18 protein-coding genes are annotated in these 14,980 nt (G+C 32.8%); 11 read left to right on the plus strand and 7 right to left on the minus strand.

Annotated features, from left to right (window positions below; genetic code table 11):
- Nucleotides 1-16: 16 nt before the first annotated feature.
- From menA to KA468_RS03585, 3 genes are all read right to left on the minus strand, one after another.
- Entirely contained in the window at nucleotides 17-913 is an 897-nt protein-coding gene (gene menA, locus KA468_RS03575; RefSeq protein ID WP_291241566.1) for a 1,4-dihydroxy-2-naphthoate octaprenyltransferase, read from the minus strand.
- Nucleotides 913-1,170 carry a hypothetical protein gene (locus tag KA468_RS03580; protein WP_291241567.1) on the minus strand — a complete coding sequence of 86 codons (258 nt, stop codon included), beginning with the start codon at nucleotides 1,168-1,170 and terminating at the stop codon, nucleotides 913-915. Before KA468_RS03580 ends, menA begins: the two co-directional genes overlap by 1 nt.
- Before the next feature lie 87 nt (nucleotides 1,171-1,257).
- Nucleotides 1,258-2,097 carry a 1,4-dihydroxy-2-naphthoyl-CoA synthase gene (locus KA468_RS03585; protein ID WP_291241568.1) on the minus strand — a complete coding sequence of 280 codons (840 nt, stop codon included), beginning with the start codon at nucleotides 2,095-2,097 and terminating at the stop codon, nucleotides 1,258-1,260.
- Nucleotides 2,098-2,227: 130 nt separating this feature from the next.
- On the opposite strand from KA468_RS03585, the gene KA468_RS03590 reads away from it, so the two are divergent.
- Together KA468_RS03590 and KA468_RS03595 are read left to right on the plus strand one after the other, a co-directional pair.
- Complete coding sequence (locus KA468_RS03590) at nucleotides 2,228-2,656, plus strand: PH domain-containing protein (protein WP_291241569.1); 429 nt, start codon at nucleotides 2,228-2,230, stop codon at nucleotides 2,654-2,656.
- On the plus strand, nucleotides 2,656-3,846 hold the full coding sequence (locus tag KA468_RS03595; RefSeq protein WP_291241570.1) for a serine hydrolase: 1,191 nt from the start codon (nucleotides 2,656-2,658) through the stop codon (nucleotides 3,844-3,846). The genes KA468_RS03590 and KA468_RS03595 overlap by 1 nt, the downstream gene beginning before the upstream one ends.
- Nucleotides 3,847-3,849: 3 nt before the next feature.
- Here the strand turns inward: KA468_RS03595 and KA468_RS03600 are convergent, their stop codons facing one another.
- From KA468_RS03600 to KA468_RS03615, 4 genes are read right to left on the minus strand one after another with little or no spacing between them, the layout of a single operon-like run.
- Nucleotides 3,850-5,295, minus strand: coding sequence for a DUF3570 domain-containing protein (locus KA468_RS03600; protein ID WP_291241571.1), 1,446 nt, complete (start codon nucleotides 5,293-5,295; stop codon nucleotides 3,850-3,852).
- A gap of 9 nt (nucleotides 5,296-5,304) precedes the next feature.
- A complete protein-coding gene (locus KA468_RS03605) occupies nucleotides 5,305-5,514 on the minus strand; it encodes a DUF4266 domain-containing protein (protein WP_291241572.1) in 210 nt (69 codons plus the stop codon).
- A gap of 35 nt (nucleotides 5,515-5,549) precedes the next feature.
- Nucleotides 5,550-6,533, minus strand: coding sequence for an FAD:protein FMN transferase (locus KA468_RS03610; protein WP_291241573.1), 984 nt, complete (start codon nucleotides 6,531-6,533; stop codon nucleotides 5,550-5,552).
- A complete protein-coding gene (locus KA468_RS03615; protein WP_291241574.1) occupies nucleotides 6,533-6,967 on the minus strand; it encodes a thioredoxin family protein in 435 nt (144 codons plus the stop codon). Before KA468_RS03615 ends, KA468_RS03610 begins: the two co-directional genes overlap by 1 nt.
- Nucleotides 6,968-7,140: 173 nt before the next feature.
- Between KA468_RS03615 and def the strand changes: the two genes are divergently transcribed.
- From def to KA468_RS03660, 9 genes are all read left to right on the plus strand, one after another.
- The gene (def, locus tag KA468_RS03620) at nucleotides 7,141-7,728 is read left to right on the plus strand and encodes a peptide deformylase (protein ID WP_291241575.1); all 588 of its coding nucleotides are present in this window, start codon (nucleotides 7,141-7,143) and stop codon (nucleotides 7,726-7,728) included.
- Nucleotides 7,729-7,823: 95 nt separating this feature from the next.
- Complete coding sequence (locus KA468_RS03625) at nucleotides 7,824-8,246, plus strand: DUF5606 domain-containing protein (protein WP_291241576.1); 423 nt, start codon at nucleotides 7,824-7,826, stop codon at nucleotides 8,244-8,246.
- A gap of 287 nt (nucleotides 8,247-8,533) precedes the next feature.
- On the plus strand, nucleotides 8,534-9,307 hold the full coding sequence (gene mazG, locus KA468_RS03630; RefSeq protein ID WP_291241577.1) for a nucleoside triphosphate pyrophosphohydrolase: 774 nt from the start codon (nucleotides 8,534-8,536) through the stop codon (nucleotides 9,305-9,307).
- 77 nt (nucleotides 9,308-9,384) lie between these two features.
- On the plus strand, nucleotides 9,385-10,473 hold the full coding sequence (locus KA468_RS03635) for a serine hydrolase (protein WP_291241578.1): 1,089 nt from the start codon (nucleotides 9,385-9,387) through the stop codon (nucleotides 10,471-10,473).
- A 323-nt stretch (nucleotides 10,474-10,796) separates the two neighbouring features.
- Nucleotides 10,797-11,147, plus strand: a complete 351-nt coding sequence (locus KA468_RS03640) for a type II toxin-antitoxin system RelE/ParE family toxin (RefSeq protein ID WP_291241579.1) — start codon at nucleotides 10,797-10,799, stop codon at nucleotides 11,145-11,147.
- Nucleotides 11,128-11,433 (plus strand): helix-turn-helix transcriptional regulator, encoded by a 306-nt coding sequence (locus tag KA468_RS03645; RefSeq protein WP_291241580.1) that lies wholly within the window; start codon nucleotides 11,128-11,130, stop codon nucleotides 11,431-11,433. Before KA468_RS03640 ends, KA468_RS03645 begins: the two co-directional genes overlap by 20 nt.
- A gap of 268 nt (nucleotides 11,434-11,701) precedes the next feature.
- Complete coding sequence (locus KA468_RS03650) at nucleotides 11,702-12,181, plus strand: hypothetical protein (RefSeq protein WP_291241581.1); 480 nt, start codon at nucleotides 11,702-11,704, stop codon at nucleotides 12,179-12,181.
- 636 nt (nucleotides 12,182-12,817) lie between these two features.
- Complete coding sequence (locus KA468_RS03655; protein WP_291241582.1) at nucleotides 12,818-13,705, plus strand: hypothetical protein; 888 nt, start codon at nucleotides 12,818-12,820, stop codon at nucleotides 13,703-13,705.
- 115 nt (nucleotides 13,706-13,820) lie between these two features.
- The gene (locus KA468_RS03660; protein WP_291241583.1) at nucleotides 13,821-14,618 is read left to right on the plus strand and encodes a hypothetical protein; all 798 of its coding nucleotides are present in this window, start codon (nucleotides 13,821-13,823) and stop codon (nucleotides 14,616-14,618) included.
- Nucleotides 14,619-14,980: the final 362 nt, after the last annotated feature.

Consider the following 14,980-nt stretch of genomic DNA (forward strand, 5'->3'; position numbering starts at 1 on the left):
GTTACTATTATTTTTATTAATATAAAAAGCTAATCCAAATTAGTATACTTAAAACAAATGTTCCTAATGCTACTTTTTTTAATTCAGGATCAAAATCTACAGCAGAAGTTGATTTTCTTACTTTTTCTAAATGCATTAAAAAGAAAATAAAAACAAAAAAGCTTAAAAATATTTTCGTTTTTACTCCTATTGAAAAGACAAACAAACATAAAAACGGAACAATAATTAAGAAATGTTGGTATTTTTTAGCCCATTTCAATCCAAACTTTACCACTAACGTATTTTTATTTGCGATTCTGTCATTCTCAATATCGCGCATATTATTTAAGTTTAATACAGCGGTGCTTAACATCCCTATCGCCGTAGCGGGAAGAAATAATTTAATATCGATATGTTGCGAGTACAAAAAATTGCTTCCAATAACAGCTACTAATCCAAAAAAGATAAAAACGAAAACATCTCCAAAACCGCTATATCCATAAGCATTATTTCCAACGGTATATTTTATGGCTGCGGCAATTGAAGCCATTCCTAACACCAAAAAAGTAAACGAATACACAAAATTTTCTTGTCCAAATGCAAAATAAATTAAAGCTACAGCTAAAACAAAGGCTATAACCGAGTTGATGATAATTGCCTTTTTCATTTGGGCAGACGTAATTTCACCCGAAGCTACTAATCGCTTTTCGCCAATTCTATTGGCATCTGTGCCTTTTATGCCATCGCCATAATCGTTAGCGAAATTGGATAATATTTGAAAAGATAATGTGGTACATAATGCCAACACAAAAATAATCCAATCAAATGAATGTTGGTAATACGCATACGCACTTCCTACCAAAATTCCAGAAATAGAAAGGGGTAACGTTCGTAAGCGTGCCGCTTGAATCCAAGGTTGTATTGTGTTTTTCATTAAACTAAGAAAACGATTAATAGTGTAATTACATTTAATGCCAAACTAAAATACGACATCAAACTATTTTTGTTTTTAATTAGTGAATAGGTATTTAGTATTGGCAAAACAATAAACAACACTAACATTGGAAGCCAAATAATTTCAAAAAGAACTCCTAAAATAGTAATCTGATATACATCAATTGTTTTGCTAAGCAACCAATACAATAGCATTGAACTACTTAAAACTAAAAGAAGTTTTTTATTTGTGAACACTTTTTACTTTTCTCTTTTCTCTTTTCTCTTTTTACTTTTACCCTTTACCTATCACCCTTTACCTAACACCCTTCACCCTTCACCCATCTAAGGAATGTACTTTTTCTCAAAATTAGGTTTTCGTTTTTCCAAGAACGCATTTCTACCTTCTACAGCTTCTTCGCTCATATAGGCCAATCGTGTGGCTTCACCAGCAAAAACTTGTTGTCCCACCATACCGTCATCGGTTAAATTCATAGCGAATTTTAACATTCTGATAGACATTGGCGATTTACCTAATATTTCTTGCGCCCATTCGTAAGCAGTTGATTCTAATTCAGTGTGCGGAATTACAGCATTTACCATACCCATTTCGTAGGCCTCTTGTGCTGAGTAGTTTCTACCTAAAAAGAAAATTTCTCTTGCTTTTTTCTGTCCTACCATTTTGGCTAAATATGCTGAACCATAGCCGCCATCAAAACTGGTTACATCAGCATCCGTTTGTTTAAAAATGGCGTGTTCTTTACTTGCTAAAGTTAAATCGCATACGACGTGCAAACTATGTCCGCCACCAACAGCCCAACCCGGAACCACAGCAATAACTGCTTTTGGCATAAAACGAATTAAACGTTGTACTTCTAATATATTTAATCGGTGATAGCCGTCTTCGCCTACATACCCTTGCTTGCCTCTTGCTTTTTGATCGCCACCACTACAAAAACTCCAAATTCCGTCTTTTGAAGAAGGTCCTTCTGCAGATAATAAAACCACTCCAATAGAAGTATCTTCGTGGGCATCTTTAAAAGCATCTAATAATTCGGCAGTTGTTTTTGGTCGGAATGCATTTCGCACATCAGGTCTGTTGAAGGCAATACGCGCTACACCATCACATTTTTTATACGTGATATCTTCGTACTCTTTTACGATTTTCCAGTTGATAGTTGACATTTTCAATATTTTTTATCAAAAATACTTCAAAAATACTTTAATTTGCAAAAGCAGATGACATTTTTATAAAATCGTACTTAATTAATATTTTGAGAATGTGATTTGCCCTAAAAAAACAGTAAAACAATAGATGAAATACAAATCGGACTTTAGTAAAATTAATTTCTTTATACCCTTATTTCCTGCAGTACTCGTGTCGCTTATTGCTTTTTTATCTGGAGATTCTATTGAAATGGTTTTGGCGCCTATTGGTATTCTAATTTTGTTTCCAAGTGTGTTAATTACAGTAACATTTTTCACTACCTATTACGAAATTCAAGAAAACGTATTGGTTGTTTCTATGTTTTTTTACAAAACAAAAATTAAAATTTCAGAAATTAAAAACATAAAATATTCCAATTCTATAATGAAAACAAATTTTTACAAACCAGGCTTTCATCACAGAGGTATTGAAATTGTTTATCACAAATACGACGACATATTTATATCACCAATCAACAGAGACCAATTTATTGAGCAGTTAATCGAACAAAATCCAACTATAGAAATCAGAAAATAATGAGAATACGCCTTACACTCTTATCACTTATTTTATTTACACTTTCTTGCAAAGACAATGCATCGGAATTTTCAAAAAAAAATGGCACACAACAAGACCAAAGCGACTTTTTTGTAGCATTTAACGAATTAGATTCTGCGTATTGCGAGAAACAAAAAAACGAAATCAGTTACCAATACAACAAATTAATTAACAAAGGTGATTTCTACGGTCAGTTTTTAGTGGCAAAAAACGGAAAAATCTTGTTTGAAGATTATCAAGGGTTTGCTTACAAAGAAAAAGACGATAAAAACGGAAAAAATAAGCCCATTCATATCGCTTCTGTAAGTAAAGTTTTAACGGCAGCGGTTATTTTAAGAATGGTTGACCAAGAAAAAATTGGTTTAGACGATAAAGTTTCCAACTACTTAGAAGGTTTTTATCATAAAGATATTACGGTAAGAATGTTATTAAATCACCGAAGCGGCTTGCGTCATTATGGTTATTTTATTGAACGAGATGTGAAATGGGACCGTTCAAAACGCATCACCAATCAAGATATTTTAAAGTTAATTAATTCTGGAAAAATTCATTTAGAAAGTAAACCAGGAACGCGATTTGCCTATTGCAACACCAACTATTCTTTATTAGCGCTTATTATTGAAAAGGTTTCTGGAATGCGTTATCACGAAGCGATGAACGAACTACTTTTTAAACCCTTAGGAATGAAAAACACGTTTGTATTTGACTACGAAAAACACCACGACACCGTAAGTCAAACTTATAAATCGAATCGATTACGCCTAGCTTTTGACCATTTGGATTTGGTTTATGGCGATAAAAACATTTATTCAACAGCACGCGATTTATTAAAGTTTGATTTAGCCACGTATTCAGATAACTTTTTTAGCGAAAAACTAAAGAAAGAAATTTTTAAAGGATACAGTTACGAATCGAAAGGTGAAAAAAATTACGGATTAGGCATTCGTTTACGTGAATGGAAAGAAGCACCAACTCTAACCTATCATAACGGTTGGTGGCACGGAAATACCTCATCGTATATTACTCAAAAAACAGATACATTAACCATTATTGCATTGTCAAATAAAATGACTTACAACACCTATAAAACTAAAAAGTTTATTGCGTTATTTAACCCTAAATATCCTGTAAAACTGGATAATAATGATGTAGGTGGTGCTAATGAATAAGAGTTACTGATTTACAAATTTGAATGCAATCGTAGCAATATTCGCATTTAAACCATCAGTTCTTTCGTAATGATTGAATCTGAAATCGATATTTTTTAAACCAAATTTCCAAATTTTTGCAGCGGTAAATATGTCGGTATACGTAAATCCGGCGCCATATTGGTTGGCGTTAAATGTAGACAAATCAAAATCTGAAGTATAGAATTTTTCCGTAGAAAGATGTTGTTCAAAAGGCGCAAAATATTTAGACTGCATCTGCGTATAATATCTATACATTGGAAAAATGGTAAATTTATCAGATACTTTCACAGGAATTTCAATAGAAGCCGTATGTGCTTGTATGTCCCAATCGTCAGAATAATAGCGGTAATACGTTCTAAAAACGACTCTCTCGTTTAAGTAATAATTTAATCGTGCGCCAATTGGCAATTTAAAACGAGTGTTTGGTAAGCGTTCAATATCATCCGCTAAGCGATACACATCACTATTTGAAGGGTTTTCGTAATTAGAAATACTTGCAGAATTTCCAATATAATAATTGGGTTTATCTGCAAAATAGATTCTATGATACGGTGTGGATAACATTCCATCTTGTTTTAAGATATCGAAAAATACAGAAAACTGAAACTTTTTGGTTAACACTTGAGAGAAACCAACAGAGGCCGAATACGAGTTTCTGCCCACAGCACTCCATTTTGAGAACGTATTTGGTAAATAAGCCGAAGAAATAGCACCACTTTGATTGTATACCGTTACACCAGCAAAATAACCATTACTCTGAAAACCAGAGCCAAATTTACCAAACTCACTCAATTCGGTTGGATAAATTGGGCGCCATTGGTCTAAATAAGCATTGACTTTTAAGGACACTTCTGAATTTTTATCATTAAATAATTTCGAAATGCCTCCTCCAAAACCTATTGAAGTATAATCATATTCATTTGAAAACGCCACATCGGCATTCCAAATTAAATTTCTATCGTCGCTACTATGACTGTAATTGGCATTTATGGCAGCCAACACATCACTTTGTGACGCACCAGAAGACGCTTGCCAAGGCGAACCTGTCGGACCTGCAGCCAATGCAGCAGCAGCTACTCTATCGTCATCATCTCCACCACCACCTCTGGAAGCCCCTGAAGCATTAAACGGATTGATATTACTTGACGAAGCTGATGTATATGCAGAAATTCCGCTATCAATTGTCAAAACATCATCGTCATTTAAAGGCATAGCAATTACTATGTTGGCTGTAGCATTGGTTAATTTTTCAGAACCAATTCCACCACCTACAGAAGAATGCGTACCATCTTGTTTGTAATAACTGGATAAAAAATCGATTTCAGTAGTTTCTAAAACACGTTTTTTAAATACAATGGTGGTGTCTTTTTTTTGTTGCGCGTACGATAAAAACGTACATAAACTTAGGGCGAATACTATTTTTTTCATCTTTATAAATTAATTACAACCGCAACCACCACCCGATTTTCCACCATTGGCACCAGCAGCCGCTTCACGATACACTTGAAAAGACGTTTCGTAACGTTCTGAAGCACGAGCAGATAATTTCATATCTACATCGTTGATTTTTTCTTTTTCGTACTCTTTAACCGAATTACACGATTGGAAAACCAAAAGCAACACGGATAATTTTAAAAACTTTCTCATATTTTATTTATTTACAAACCAATTAAGGAGTGCTTTTATTCATATTTTTTAATGTCAATTCCTTTTGAAGTAAAAATTTTACCTTTATCATCCACAATGATGCACTCAATGCCTTTTAGTTGATTGATTAAGTTCAACCCTACCTCTACACCCAACACAAAAACACCCGTTGCCAACGCATCTGCAATTTCTGTTTGTTTAGCAAAAACCGAAACACTTACTATGCCAGTTGCTGGATATCCAGAACGCGGGTCAATTATGTGCGAATAGCGAATGTTGTTAAACGTGACATATTTTTCATAACTCCCAGACGTCTCCACAGCGCTATCAACCAACGGAAACGTAGCGAATACTTTATTTTTATTTACTGGATTAACAATACCAACCGTCCAAGGTTTGCCATCGATTTGACTTCCCCAAGTGTTTATATCTCCCGAAACATTTACAATTCCGGCAGTACAACCTTTGGCTTGAAGTACTTCTTTCACTTTATCGGCAATGTATCCCTGACCAATACCGCCAAGTCCTAATTTCATACCTGAATTTTTAAGGAAAATCGTTTTGTTTTTGGTGTCTAAAATTATTTTTTCGTAACCAATTCGTTCTACTGATTTTTTAATAGCTTCAGGCGAAGGCATTTCTTTCATCGAACCATCAAATTTCCAAATCTTATCCATTGACGCATACGAAATATCGAAAGCACCATCGGTTAATTTTGATATTTTAAGGGCACGTTCTACCAATTCAAATACTTCATTATTGACTTTAATAGGCACTATACCTGCATTCTGATTTACTTGTGAAATTTGTGTAGTCGGAATCCAATCTGAAATTAAATTTTCAATTCGTTTTACTTCATTTACAGCTAAATTGACATAAAAATTTCCTTCAACCGTGTCTTTGGCTACTACAGTAATTTCAAACGGACTGCCCAATAAAGCATACTTTTTCTTGTGCGTAATTTGAGAAAAAGCAGTTAAGGTTCCTAAAAACAAAAAGAGACAAAATTTCAATTTCATTAGTTTACCATCGCATTTAAAAGTTGCACATATTCTGTAGGTGATACGTTCTTATAGCCAGTAATTCCTAATACTTTACCCGTAGCGTCTAACAAAACTACCAATGGGAAATTACCTTCTTTATTATATTTTTCGGCTAATTTTTTATTACTTTCTGTTTGTGCTTCAGATAAAGCATTTCCCTTTTTCTTTGGAAAATCTGCTTTTAACAATACCCATTTCTTTTCTGCTTCAGTTTTAAAAACATCAGATTGAAAAATAGTCCTGTCTAATTTTATACAAGGTGCACACCAATCAGATCCAGAAAAAACCAAAAGAATATTTTTATTCGAAGATATTGCTTCCGTTTTGGCCGAATCTAAAGAAGTAGTCCAATTTTGAGCAAAAGACAGTGAAGCTGAAAATATAAATGCAAATAGAATTATTTTTTTCATGGCTTTTAAGAATTGTTTAATGTTTTATTTATAACACAAATATACGAATTTTATTGTTTGACTGCTTTATTCTAATGTTATTTTTTTGTTATGTAATTACATTATAAAAGGGTTCAGAAAATTAATAAGCAAGAATAAAAGAAAATTTGCTAATTTTGCAAAAAAAAGAAACCATGATTTTACCTATATACGGATATGGCGAAGCTGTTTTAAGAAAAGTTTGCGAAGACATTACACCAGAGTATCCAAACTTAACCGAAACATTAAGCAATATGTATGAAACCATGTACAATGCTTATGGCGTAGGTTTGGCAGCACCTCAAGTAGGTTTAGCCATCCGATTATTTGTAATTGACACTACCCCATTTGCAGATAGCGACGAAGTTACTAAAGAGGAATCCGAACAATTAAAAGGGTTCAAACAAACGTTTATTAATGCTAAAATTTTAAAAGAAGAAGGTGAAATTTGGGCATTTAATGAAGGTTGTTTAAGTATTCCCGATGTGCGTGAAGACGTTTTGCGTCATGAAACCGTTACTATTGAATATTACGATGAAAACTTCGAAAAAAAAACAGAAGTTTACAACGGATTGATTGCTAGAGTAATACAACACGAATACGATCATATTGAAGGCGTTTTATTTACCGACCATTTATCTATGTTAAAGAAAAAATTAGTAGGTAAGAAACTTCAAAATATTATGGAAGGCAAAGCCAGACCCGATTATAGAATGAAATTTGCCAACTTAAAAATCAAATAAATCGGACCTAAAAATTTTATGTTTTATTTTGGATTTTCAAATTGGAAATTCATTTTTTAAAATATATATTTGCGACCATAAAAAAACAAAAAACTATGAGTTTTCAAAAAATATTAGCCATTTCTGGAAAGCCAGGATTATACGAATTAAAAGTACAAACCCGTTCAGGATTTGTGGCAGAATCCTTATTAGATGGTAAAAAAATTACTGTAGGATTAAGAAGTAACGTAAGTTTATTATCTGAAATTGCCGTGTTTACTTATAATGAAGAAGTAAAACTAATTGATATTTTTAAATCAATAGCTACCAAAGAAAACGGAGAAGCTACTATTTCGCACAAAGAAACAGACGACAAATTAAAAAGCTATTTCCGTGAAATTTTACCAGAATATGACGAAGACCGTGTATACACTTCGGATATTAAAAAAATATTCAATTGGTATAATATTTTACAACCTAAGGGCTATGTGACTTTAGATGCTTTAAATGCAGAAGTAAAAGAAGAAACCGCTGAATAAGCTTTTTCCATAAAGAAATATAGTATATCCCATTCTTAATTTAGTTTGGGATATTTTTTTATCTTTGACACAAGGGTTTTGGGTATTGGGTAAAGGGTGAAGGGTTAAGAGATAAGTATAAGGCATAAGTCTAAGGTCGAAAGTCAATACTTTGAAACTTTGCCACTCTGCAACTTTGATACTATAACAAGTCTAAAACTCTAACAATCTAAAAGCTAATCGCTAAAAGCTGAAAGCCATTAAATTTTGAATAACCAACAACGAATTTTGAATTTTGAAATAAAAGAATGAACACAAGAGCCCAACAACTACAAGCCTTTGAAAGATTACTGGATATTATGGACGATTTACGTGAGAAATGTCCGTGGGATAAAAAGCAAACGTTAGAAAGCTTGCGTCATCTTACCATAGAAGAAACCTATGAATTAGGTGATGCTATTTTAGATAATGATTTACCTGAAATTAAAAAAGAACTGGGCGATTTGTTACTACATATTGTGTTTTATTCCAAAATAGGTTCAGAAACAAATGATTTTGACATTGCCGATGTGGCCAATAGCATTTGCGAGAAGTTAATAGACCGTCATCCACATATTTATGGCGATGTGGTGGTGGAAAACGAAGAACAAGTAAAACAAAATTGGGAAAAGCTGAAATTAAAAGAAGGCAGAACTTCGGTGTTAGAAGGTGTACCAAAAAGTTTACCAGCATTAGTAAAAGCCAGCAGAATTCAAGATAAAGTTAAAGGTGTAGGATTCGATTGGGAAGAAACGCAACAGGTTTGGGAAAAAGTAGAAGAAGAAATTGCCGAATTACAAGTGGAAATAGCCGCTAACAATCAAGATAAAATGGAAGCCGAATTTGGCGATGTGTTATTCTCTATGATTAACTACGCCCGCTTTTTAAACATCAACCCAGAAGACGCCTTAGAACGCACCAACAAAAAATTCATCAAACGCTTTAAGTATTTAGAAAGTAAAGCCAGCACATTAGGCAAATCGTTATCTGATATGACATTAGCCGAAATGGATGTGTTTTGGGAGGAAGCGAAGAGGGTTTAAGGTGAAGGGTTAAAGGTTAAGGGAAAAATCTAAGAAGTCTAACAATCTAACAATCTAAGAAGTCTAATATGTCTAATATGTCTAAAAATCTAAGAAATCTAATCCGTCTAAGTAGTCTATTATTAAGTATTCTATTCATTTCTTGTGGTGAAACGGATTGTGGTTGTACTACTCCACCAGTGGAACCTATGTATTTTCCACCAAATTCTGGTACTACTTGGGAAACCATAGCACCTGAAAATTTAGGTTGGAATACGGCAAACATTGCGGCACTTGACGCCTACCTAATTGAAAAACACTCAAAAAGTTTTATTGTTTTACACAACGGAAAAATAGTTTTAGAAAAGTATTACAACGGACATACCGCTACTACCCCATGGTATTGGGCAAGTGCAGGAAAAACGCTAACTTCAACCGTTACAGGGATTGCAGCGCAAGAAGGACTAATAAATATTAACAACAAAGTATCCGATTATATAGGAACGGGCTGGACGAGTGCGCCTTTAGCTAAGGAAAACTTAATTACTTGTAAGAATTTATTAAGTATGAATTCTGGGTTAAACGATGCTTTAGGCGATACAGTAACACCCAATAATTTACAATACGTAGCCGATGCAGGCACCCGATGGGCGTATCATAATGTATATGTAAAATTACAAGATGTGGTAGCCACTGCCACCAATCAAACGTGGGACACTTACTTTAACAACAAATTACGCAACCCAATTGGGATGACTGGCGCTTGGGTTACCGATCCAACGGCATTAAGTGTCTATTGGAGTAACAGCCGAAGTATGGCGCGTTTTGGCTTACTGGCTTTAGCCAATGGCAATTGGAATGGTACACAAATTATCAATTCAAATTATATGAATGCTGCCACAACAACTTCTCAACAAATTAATTTAGCGTACGGCTATTTGTGGTGGCTAAACGGAAAAAGCAGCTTTCATCTTCCTCAAAGTCAATTGCAATTTAATGGTAGTATCATCACTACCGCCCCAGCAGATATGTATTGCGCATTAGGCATGGACGACCAAAAAATATACATAGTGCCTAGCCGCAAATTAGTTATTATCAGAATGGGCAATGCCGCAGACAACAGTAATCCAGCCTTATCTGATTTTGACGAAGTACTTTGGCAGAAGATTAATGCGGTGGTGAATTAGAGTTTCTGAGTGGCAAAGTAGCAAAGTGGCAAAGTGGCAAAGTATAGACTAACACCCTTTACCCTTTACCCTTTACCCTTCACCCAATACCCTTTTGTCGGAATCATTCTACAAATAAGTTTGGAATTGATTTAATACATTTGATAAAACAAAACTTACGATTATCTGACCTCTACAGCTTATTGGTTATATAATGTTTTGTAATATATAAATGAGTGGTTGAAAACACCGAAAAATCAAGTAAAATAGAAACTTATCAATTTATATTGAAAATAATTGATTTAAAATGTTGTCCTTTAGAGCAACTTTATTAATTTTGTATTTTGGATAAAGAAAAGAAAATAAGAACAGTAACCTTTTACAAAGAGTACTTTACCGAATTTTTTATAAAACAAAGAGAAAAGGTTCAAGATAAGATAACTTGGACGTTGCAATTAATTGAACATTTAGAGAAAATTCCAGAAACGTATTTAAAACATATAGAAAACACAGATGGATTATATGAAATAAGAGTGAAACAAGGAAGTGATATTTTTAGAATATTCTGTTTTTTTGACAAAGGAAAATTAATCGTTCTTGCGAATGGATTTCAAAAGAAAGAACAGAAAACACCAAAAAAAGAAATAGAAAAAGCATTAAAAATAAAAAAAGAATATGAAAACGAAAACAAATAATTTAAAAACGCTTGCCGAATTCAAAGATGAGTTTTATGGCAAATCAGGAACTGAAAAACGTGATAAATTAGAAAAAGGGTATGAACAGTTCAAACTTGGCGCATTAATACACGAAGCTCGAATTGAAAAAGGGTTGACTCAAGAAGAACTTGCTCATAAAAGCGGAACCACAAAATCCTATATTTCAAGAATTGAGAACAACGTAAAAGAAGTACGATTTTCCACTTTGCAAAAAATAGTAGAATTAGGATTGGGCGGAAAATTAGAACTTGCGATAAAGTTGTAAATAAAGACGCTGCAGTAAAGAGTTTCAAAGTGGCAGAGTAGCAAAGTGGCAAAGTATGGACTTATGCCTTACACCCTTTACCCTTCACCCTTTACCCTTTACCCTTTACCCAACACCAAATACCAAACACCCTTCCCCCTTTTTGTCGGAAACATTCTACACAAAAATTTAAAGTTTATTATTTAAATTTGAAATTAGGTACAATAACGAGAACATCAGCCCTCAATGCTACCTAAAAATTTATTTAGTAACCTTAACTTTTTTAATTATGCCATTTAACAATTTAGAAAACAGACATTTTACTACTGCTGAAAAAACAGCGTTAAGCACATTACTTACGCAAGTAGAGGGTGCATTGGTAAACAAAACCGCTAACCTAACCCCAGAAGAGCGCCAAAAGTATGGTAGTGTAAACGAACAAAACAAGCTAATTATTAATAAAGTAAAAGACTTTAGAGATAATCAGCCTGCTTTATCAAGTCCAGAGGTGGATTGGGTAGAATTTTTAGCCGATTTTGATGACCGAAATTTTAAACAAAACATTATAATCCGATTGCAAACCGTTATTGATGGAATTTCAAATTCGAAAATTTTACAAGATTTTGACAATTACCAGGCATCACTAACAGACTATGATTATGCCAAATACAAATCGAACGCTAATGCGCAGGGGTTTAGCCAAAAAGTAGCCGAAATTGGGCAGTTTTTTTCAGCAACTAATTCGAGTAGTGCAGCTAAAACCGAATAAGAATAAGCAAACCCTCTTACATTTTGAAAACCTTTGGTGTACTGCCAAAGGTTTTTTTTGTTAAATACCTGAAATTTTACGTTCGAGACGTGAAATTTTACGTTATACCACCCCAATTTTTACGTTCAGGACGTGAAATTTTACGTTATACCACCCCAATTTTTACGTTCAGGACGTGAAATTTTACGTTAGACAACCTAAATTTTCACGTTCGGAACGTGAAATTTCAGGTTATCCACTATTTGTAGTAAAATTGAAGTCGCAACCTAAATAAAAGTTCTACAAAAAATAAGATACATATAACCCCAAACCCTTCATCCTAAAACTTTTACCCATAACCCCACACCTATTTTGTAGGAATCATTCTACATTGATTTGACTTAAAGTACAAATTATAAATCATAGATTTGAAAATAGCAATACAACATAATATTACTTTGTAAAACATAAGGTTTTTGCACACAATAAAACTAATGCGACTATTCGATAGGTAATGTCAATATTCGATTACTTAGTGTAAAACAAAGTAGTTAGTTTTATGAAATATAAAATATTTGTCAGACATATCCATCCGAAATTGGGTAGCTATGTCTGATTTTAATAGACAATATACAAGTTGAAAGTAATTTTAGAAAAATGACAAAAAAAGAAGAAATCATCGATAACAAAAAACAATTAGATTGTTTTATTATTATGCCGATTGCTGACCCTGAAGGTTATGAAAAAGGACATTTTAAAAAAGTATATGAAGATATAATTAGTGTTTCTTGTGTGAATGCAGGATTTAATCCTGTAAGGGCGGATGAAGTAAAACAGACTAATTTAATTCATTTGGATATTTTGAAAAAACTAATTGAATCACCAATGGCGGTTTGCGACCTTTCGAATAGAAATCCAAATGTTTTATTTGAACTTGGTTTAAGACAGGCTTTCGACAAACCGACTGTTTTAGTTCAAGAATGCGGAACTCCCAAAATTTTTGACATATCACCTTTACGTTATACTGAATATAGAAAAGAATTAAGTTATCGTGATGTTCTTGAAGACCAAAAAGCACTTGAAGATGCTATTGTAGCAACAAAAAAAGCAACAGATGCAGGAGAAGGAATAAATAGTTTGATAAACTTATTATCTCTATCAAGTCCTGCTTCATTAAAAGATATTGGTGAAAAAGATACTGCAAAAATGCTTCAAATTGTAATGGCTGAAATGAATGATTTAAGAGGTGATTTCAGGAAAACATTAAGGCGATTTGACGAAAGAAATGAGTTATTACTCAGAGAAAAGGAAGAAGTTTCATTTGAGTATGATAGAGCTAGAATGGAATTTCAAGAATTAAATCACCTAATAAATAACGATGCTCCAGAACAAATTGTAAGAGATTTTTCTGATAGAATTCAGAGAAAATTATACGAATCGATGGAACGTTCAAATAGCATAATGATAAGAAGGAAAAGTCAACAAATGCTCAAGGAAATAGATATTGAATTAAGTCGATATTATTCGAAAAATCAGAAAAAATAAAAACTACCGGCAACAGCCGTTTTGCAAGCTGGGTATTATTACTTTGTTGAAGATTTGTACCACGCTGCACAAAATATATTAAAATTTGTATTAACAATAAATAAAAACATTTACTATGTATAAGATAATATTAACTATAATACTATATTCATTTCAATATTGTGTGGGACAGAATATAGTTAAGAAAGAAACTACGGAAACATATAAAGGTTTAAATAAATTTGGAAAAATTGAAAAAGGTGAATTAACTTTTAAGAGTACTATTTACTATGACAAAAAAGGTAATGCTATTTCTTATTTATCAAAATCAGAAAATCCCTATGATACTTATTTAAACGTTAAAGAAACTACAAAGTTTAATATTGCTAATCATCCTGTAGAAAGAAATCTTTATAATTTAGATGGTTCATTAATTGAAAAAACCATTTTTAAATACGATAAAAACGGAAATGAAATTGAATATATTTTATATAAGAGTGATGGTAGTCTAAATACGAAATGGACATTCATATATAATGATAAAGGTCAAAAAACAGAACATTTTAGATTTGATTCAGATGGTATACAAAAAAATGTATTCTATTATGATTCAAAAGGAAATATTGAATTAGAAAAAAGATACCAAGATGAAATTTTATTCAATTATTCTAAAAACTCATACGATGATAAAGGTTATGTAATAAAAATAGAAACTTATAATGTTGATGATAGCTTAATTTCAACTGAGTCAATGAAGTATGATTTAAATGGAAATATAATTGAAAATATTACTGATTCATCAATTAATGATAAAATTTTTAAATATTCATACACTTATTCACAGTTTAATAAATTTGGAAAATGGACAAAAAAAATATCGTATTTAAACGATGAAATTGATAATATAGAAATTAGAAAATATGAATACTTTTAAGAAAAAGTCAAAATCATATAGCACTCCCCGCTCCCACACAAAAATCCCTACAACCAGAAACTAAAAAAAAACCCACCCCTATGAAATAAAAAACAAACACGACAAAACACCCTTTTTTGCCCCCAGTACAAAAGTGCAATTCGTTTTATGTCGTCCCAAATCTACCTAATTACTAACCTAAATCTGTATATGTGATGCCTCCACTGCTGCTTGTACAGAGACGCATATGCAACCCAATGAAATACAAAAACATACGAGAAGAAGAACTTAAAAACAAAGTGGGTGCCGACTGGTTCGCCACTTTTGATACTACAGAAATACTTGGTAATATCGACTTTACCGTCTTTCCAAAACAATATGAT

The organism is Flavobacterium sp. (genome assembly GCF_017985075.1).
In the GTDB taxonomy this organism is placed as follows: domain Bacteria; phylum Bacteroidota; class Bacteroidia; order Flavobacteriales; family Flavobacteriaceae; genus Flavobacterium.

What these genes read in the sequence shown, in the direction of transcription:
- KA468_RS03605 (WP_291241572.1), bottom strand. Translation starts at nt 5,514, where the DNA reads ATGAGAAAGTTTTTAAAATTATCCGTGTTGCTTTTGGTTTTCCAATCG.
- KA468_RS03645 (WP_291241580.1), top strand. Translation starts at nt 11,128, where the DNA reads ATGAAAACGAAAACAAATAATTTAAAAACGCTTGCCGAATTCAAAGAT.
- KA468_RS03660 (WP_291241583.1), top strand. Translation starts at nt 13,821, where the DNA reads ATGTATAAGATAATATTAACTATAATACTATATTCATTTCAATATTGT.
- KA468_RS03625 (WP_291241576.1), top strand. Translation starts at nt 7,824, where the DNA reads ATGAGTTTTCAAAAAATATTAGCCATTTCTGGAAAGCCAGGATTATAC.
- KA468_RS03650 (WP_291241581.1), top strand. Translation starts at nt 11,702, where the DNA reads ATGCCATTTAACAATTTAGAAAACAGACATTTTACTACTGCTGAAAAA.
- KA468_RS03595 (WP_291241570.1), top strand. Translation starts at nt 2,656, where the DNA reads ATGAGAATACGCCTTACACTCTTATCACTTATTTTATTTACACTTTCT.
- KA468_RS03635 (WP_291241578.1), top strand. Translation starts at nt 9,385, where the DNA reads ATGTCTAAAAATCTAAGAAATCTAATCCGTCTAAGTAGTCTATTATTA.
- def (WP_291241575.1), top strand. Translation starts at nt 7,141, where the DNA reads ATGATTTTACCTATATACGGATATGGCGAAGCTGTTTTAAGAAAAGTT.
- KA468_RS03655 (WP_291241582.1), top strand. Translation starts at nt 12,818, where the DNA reads ATGACAAAAAAAGAAGAAATCATCGATAACAAAAAACAATTAGATTGT.
- KA468_RS03585 (WP_291241568.1), bottom strand. Translation starts at nt 2,097, where the DNA reads ATGTCAACTATCAACTGGAAAATCGTAAAAGAGTACGAAGATATCACG.
- mazG (WP_291241577.1), top strand. Translation starts at nt 8,534, where the DNA reads ATGAACACAAGAGCCCAACAACTACAAGCCTTTGAAAGATTACTGGAT.
- KA468_RS03590 (WP_291241569.1), top strand. Translation starts at nt 2,228, where the DNA reads ATGAAATACAAATCGGACTTTAGTAAAATTAATTTCTTTATACCCTTA.
- KA468_RS03610 (WP_291241573.1), bottom strand. Translation starts at nt 6,533, where the DNA reads ATGAAATTGAAATTTTGTCTCTTTTTGTTTTTAGGAACCTTAACTGCT.
- KA468_RS03615 (WP_291241574.1), bottom strand. Translation starts at nt 6,967, where the DNA reads ATGAAAAAAATAATTCTATTTGCATTTATATTTTCAGCTTCACTGTCT.
- menA (WP_291241566.1), bottom strand. Translation starts at nt 913, where the DNA reads ATGAAAAACACAATACAACCTTGGATTCAAGCGGCACGCTTACGAACG.
- KA468_RS03600 (WP_291241571.1), bottom strand. Translation starts at nt 5,295, where the DNA reads ATGAAAAAAATAGTATTCGCCCTAAGTTTATGTACGTTTTTATCGTAC.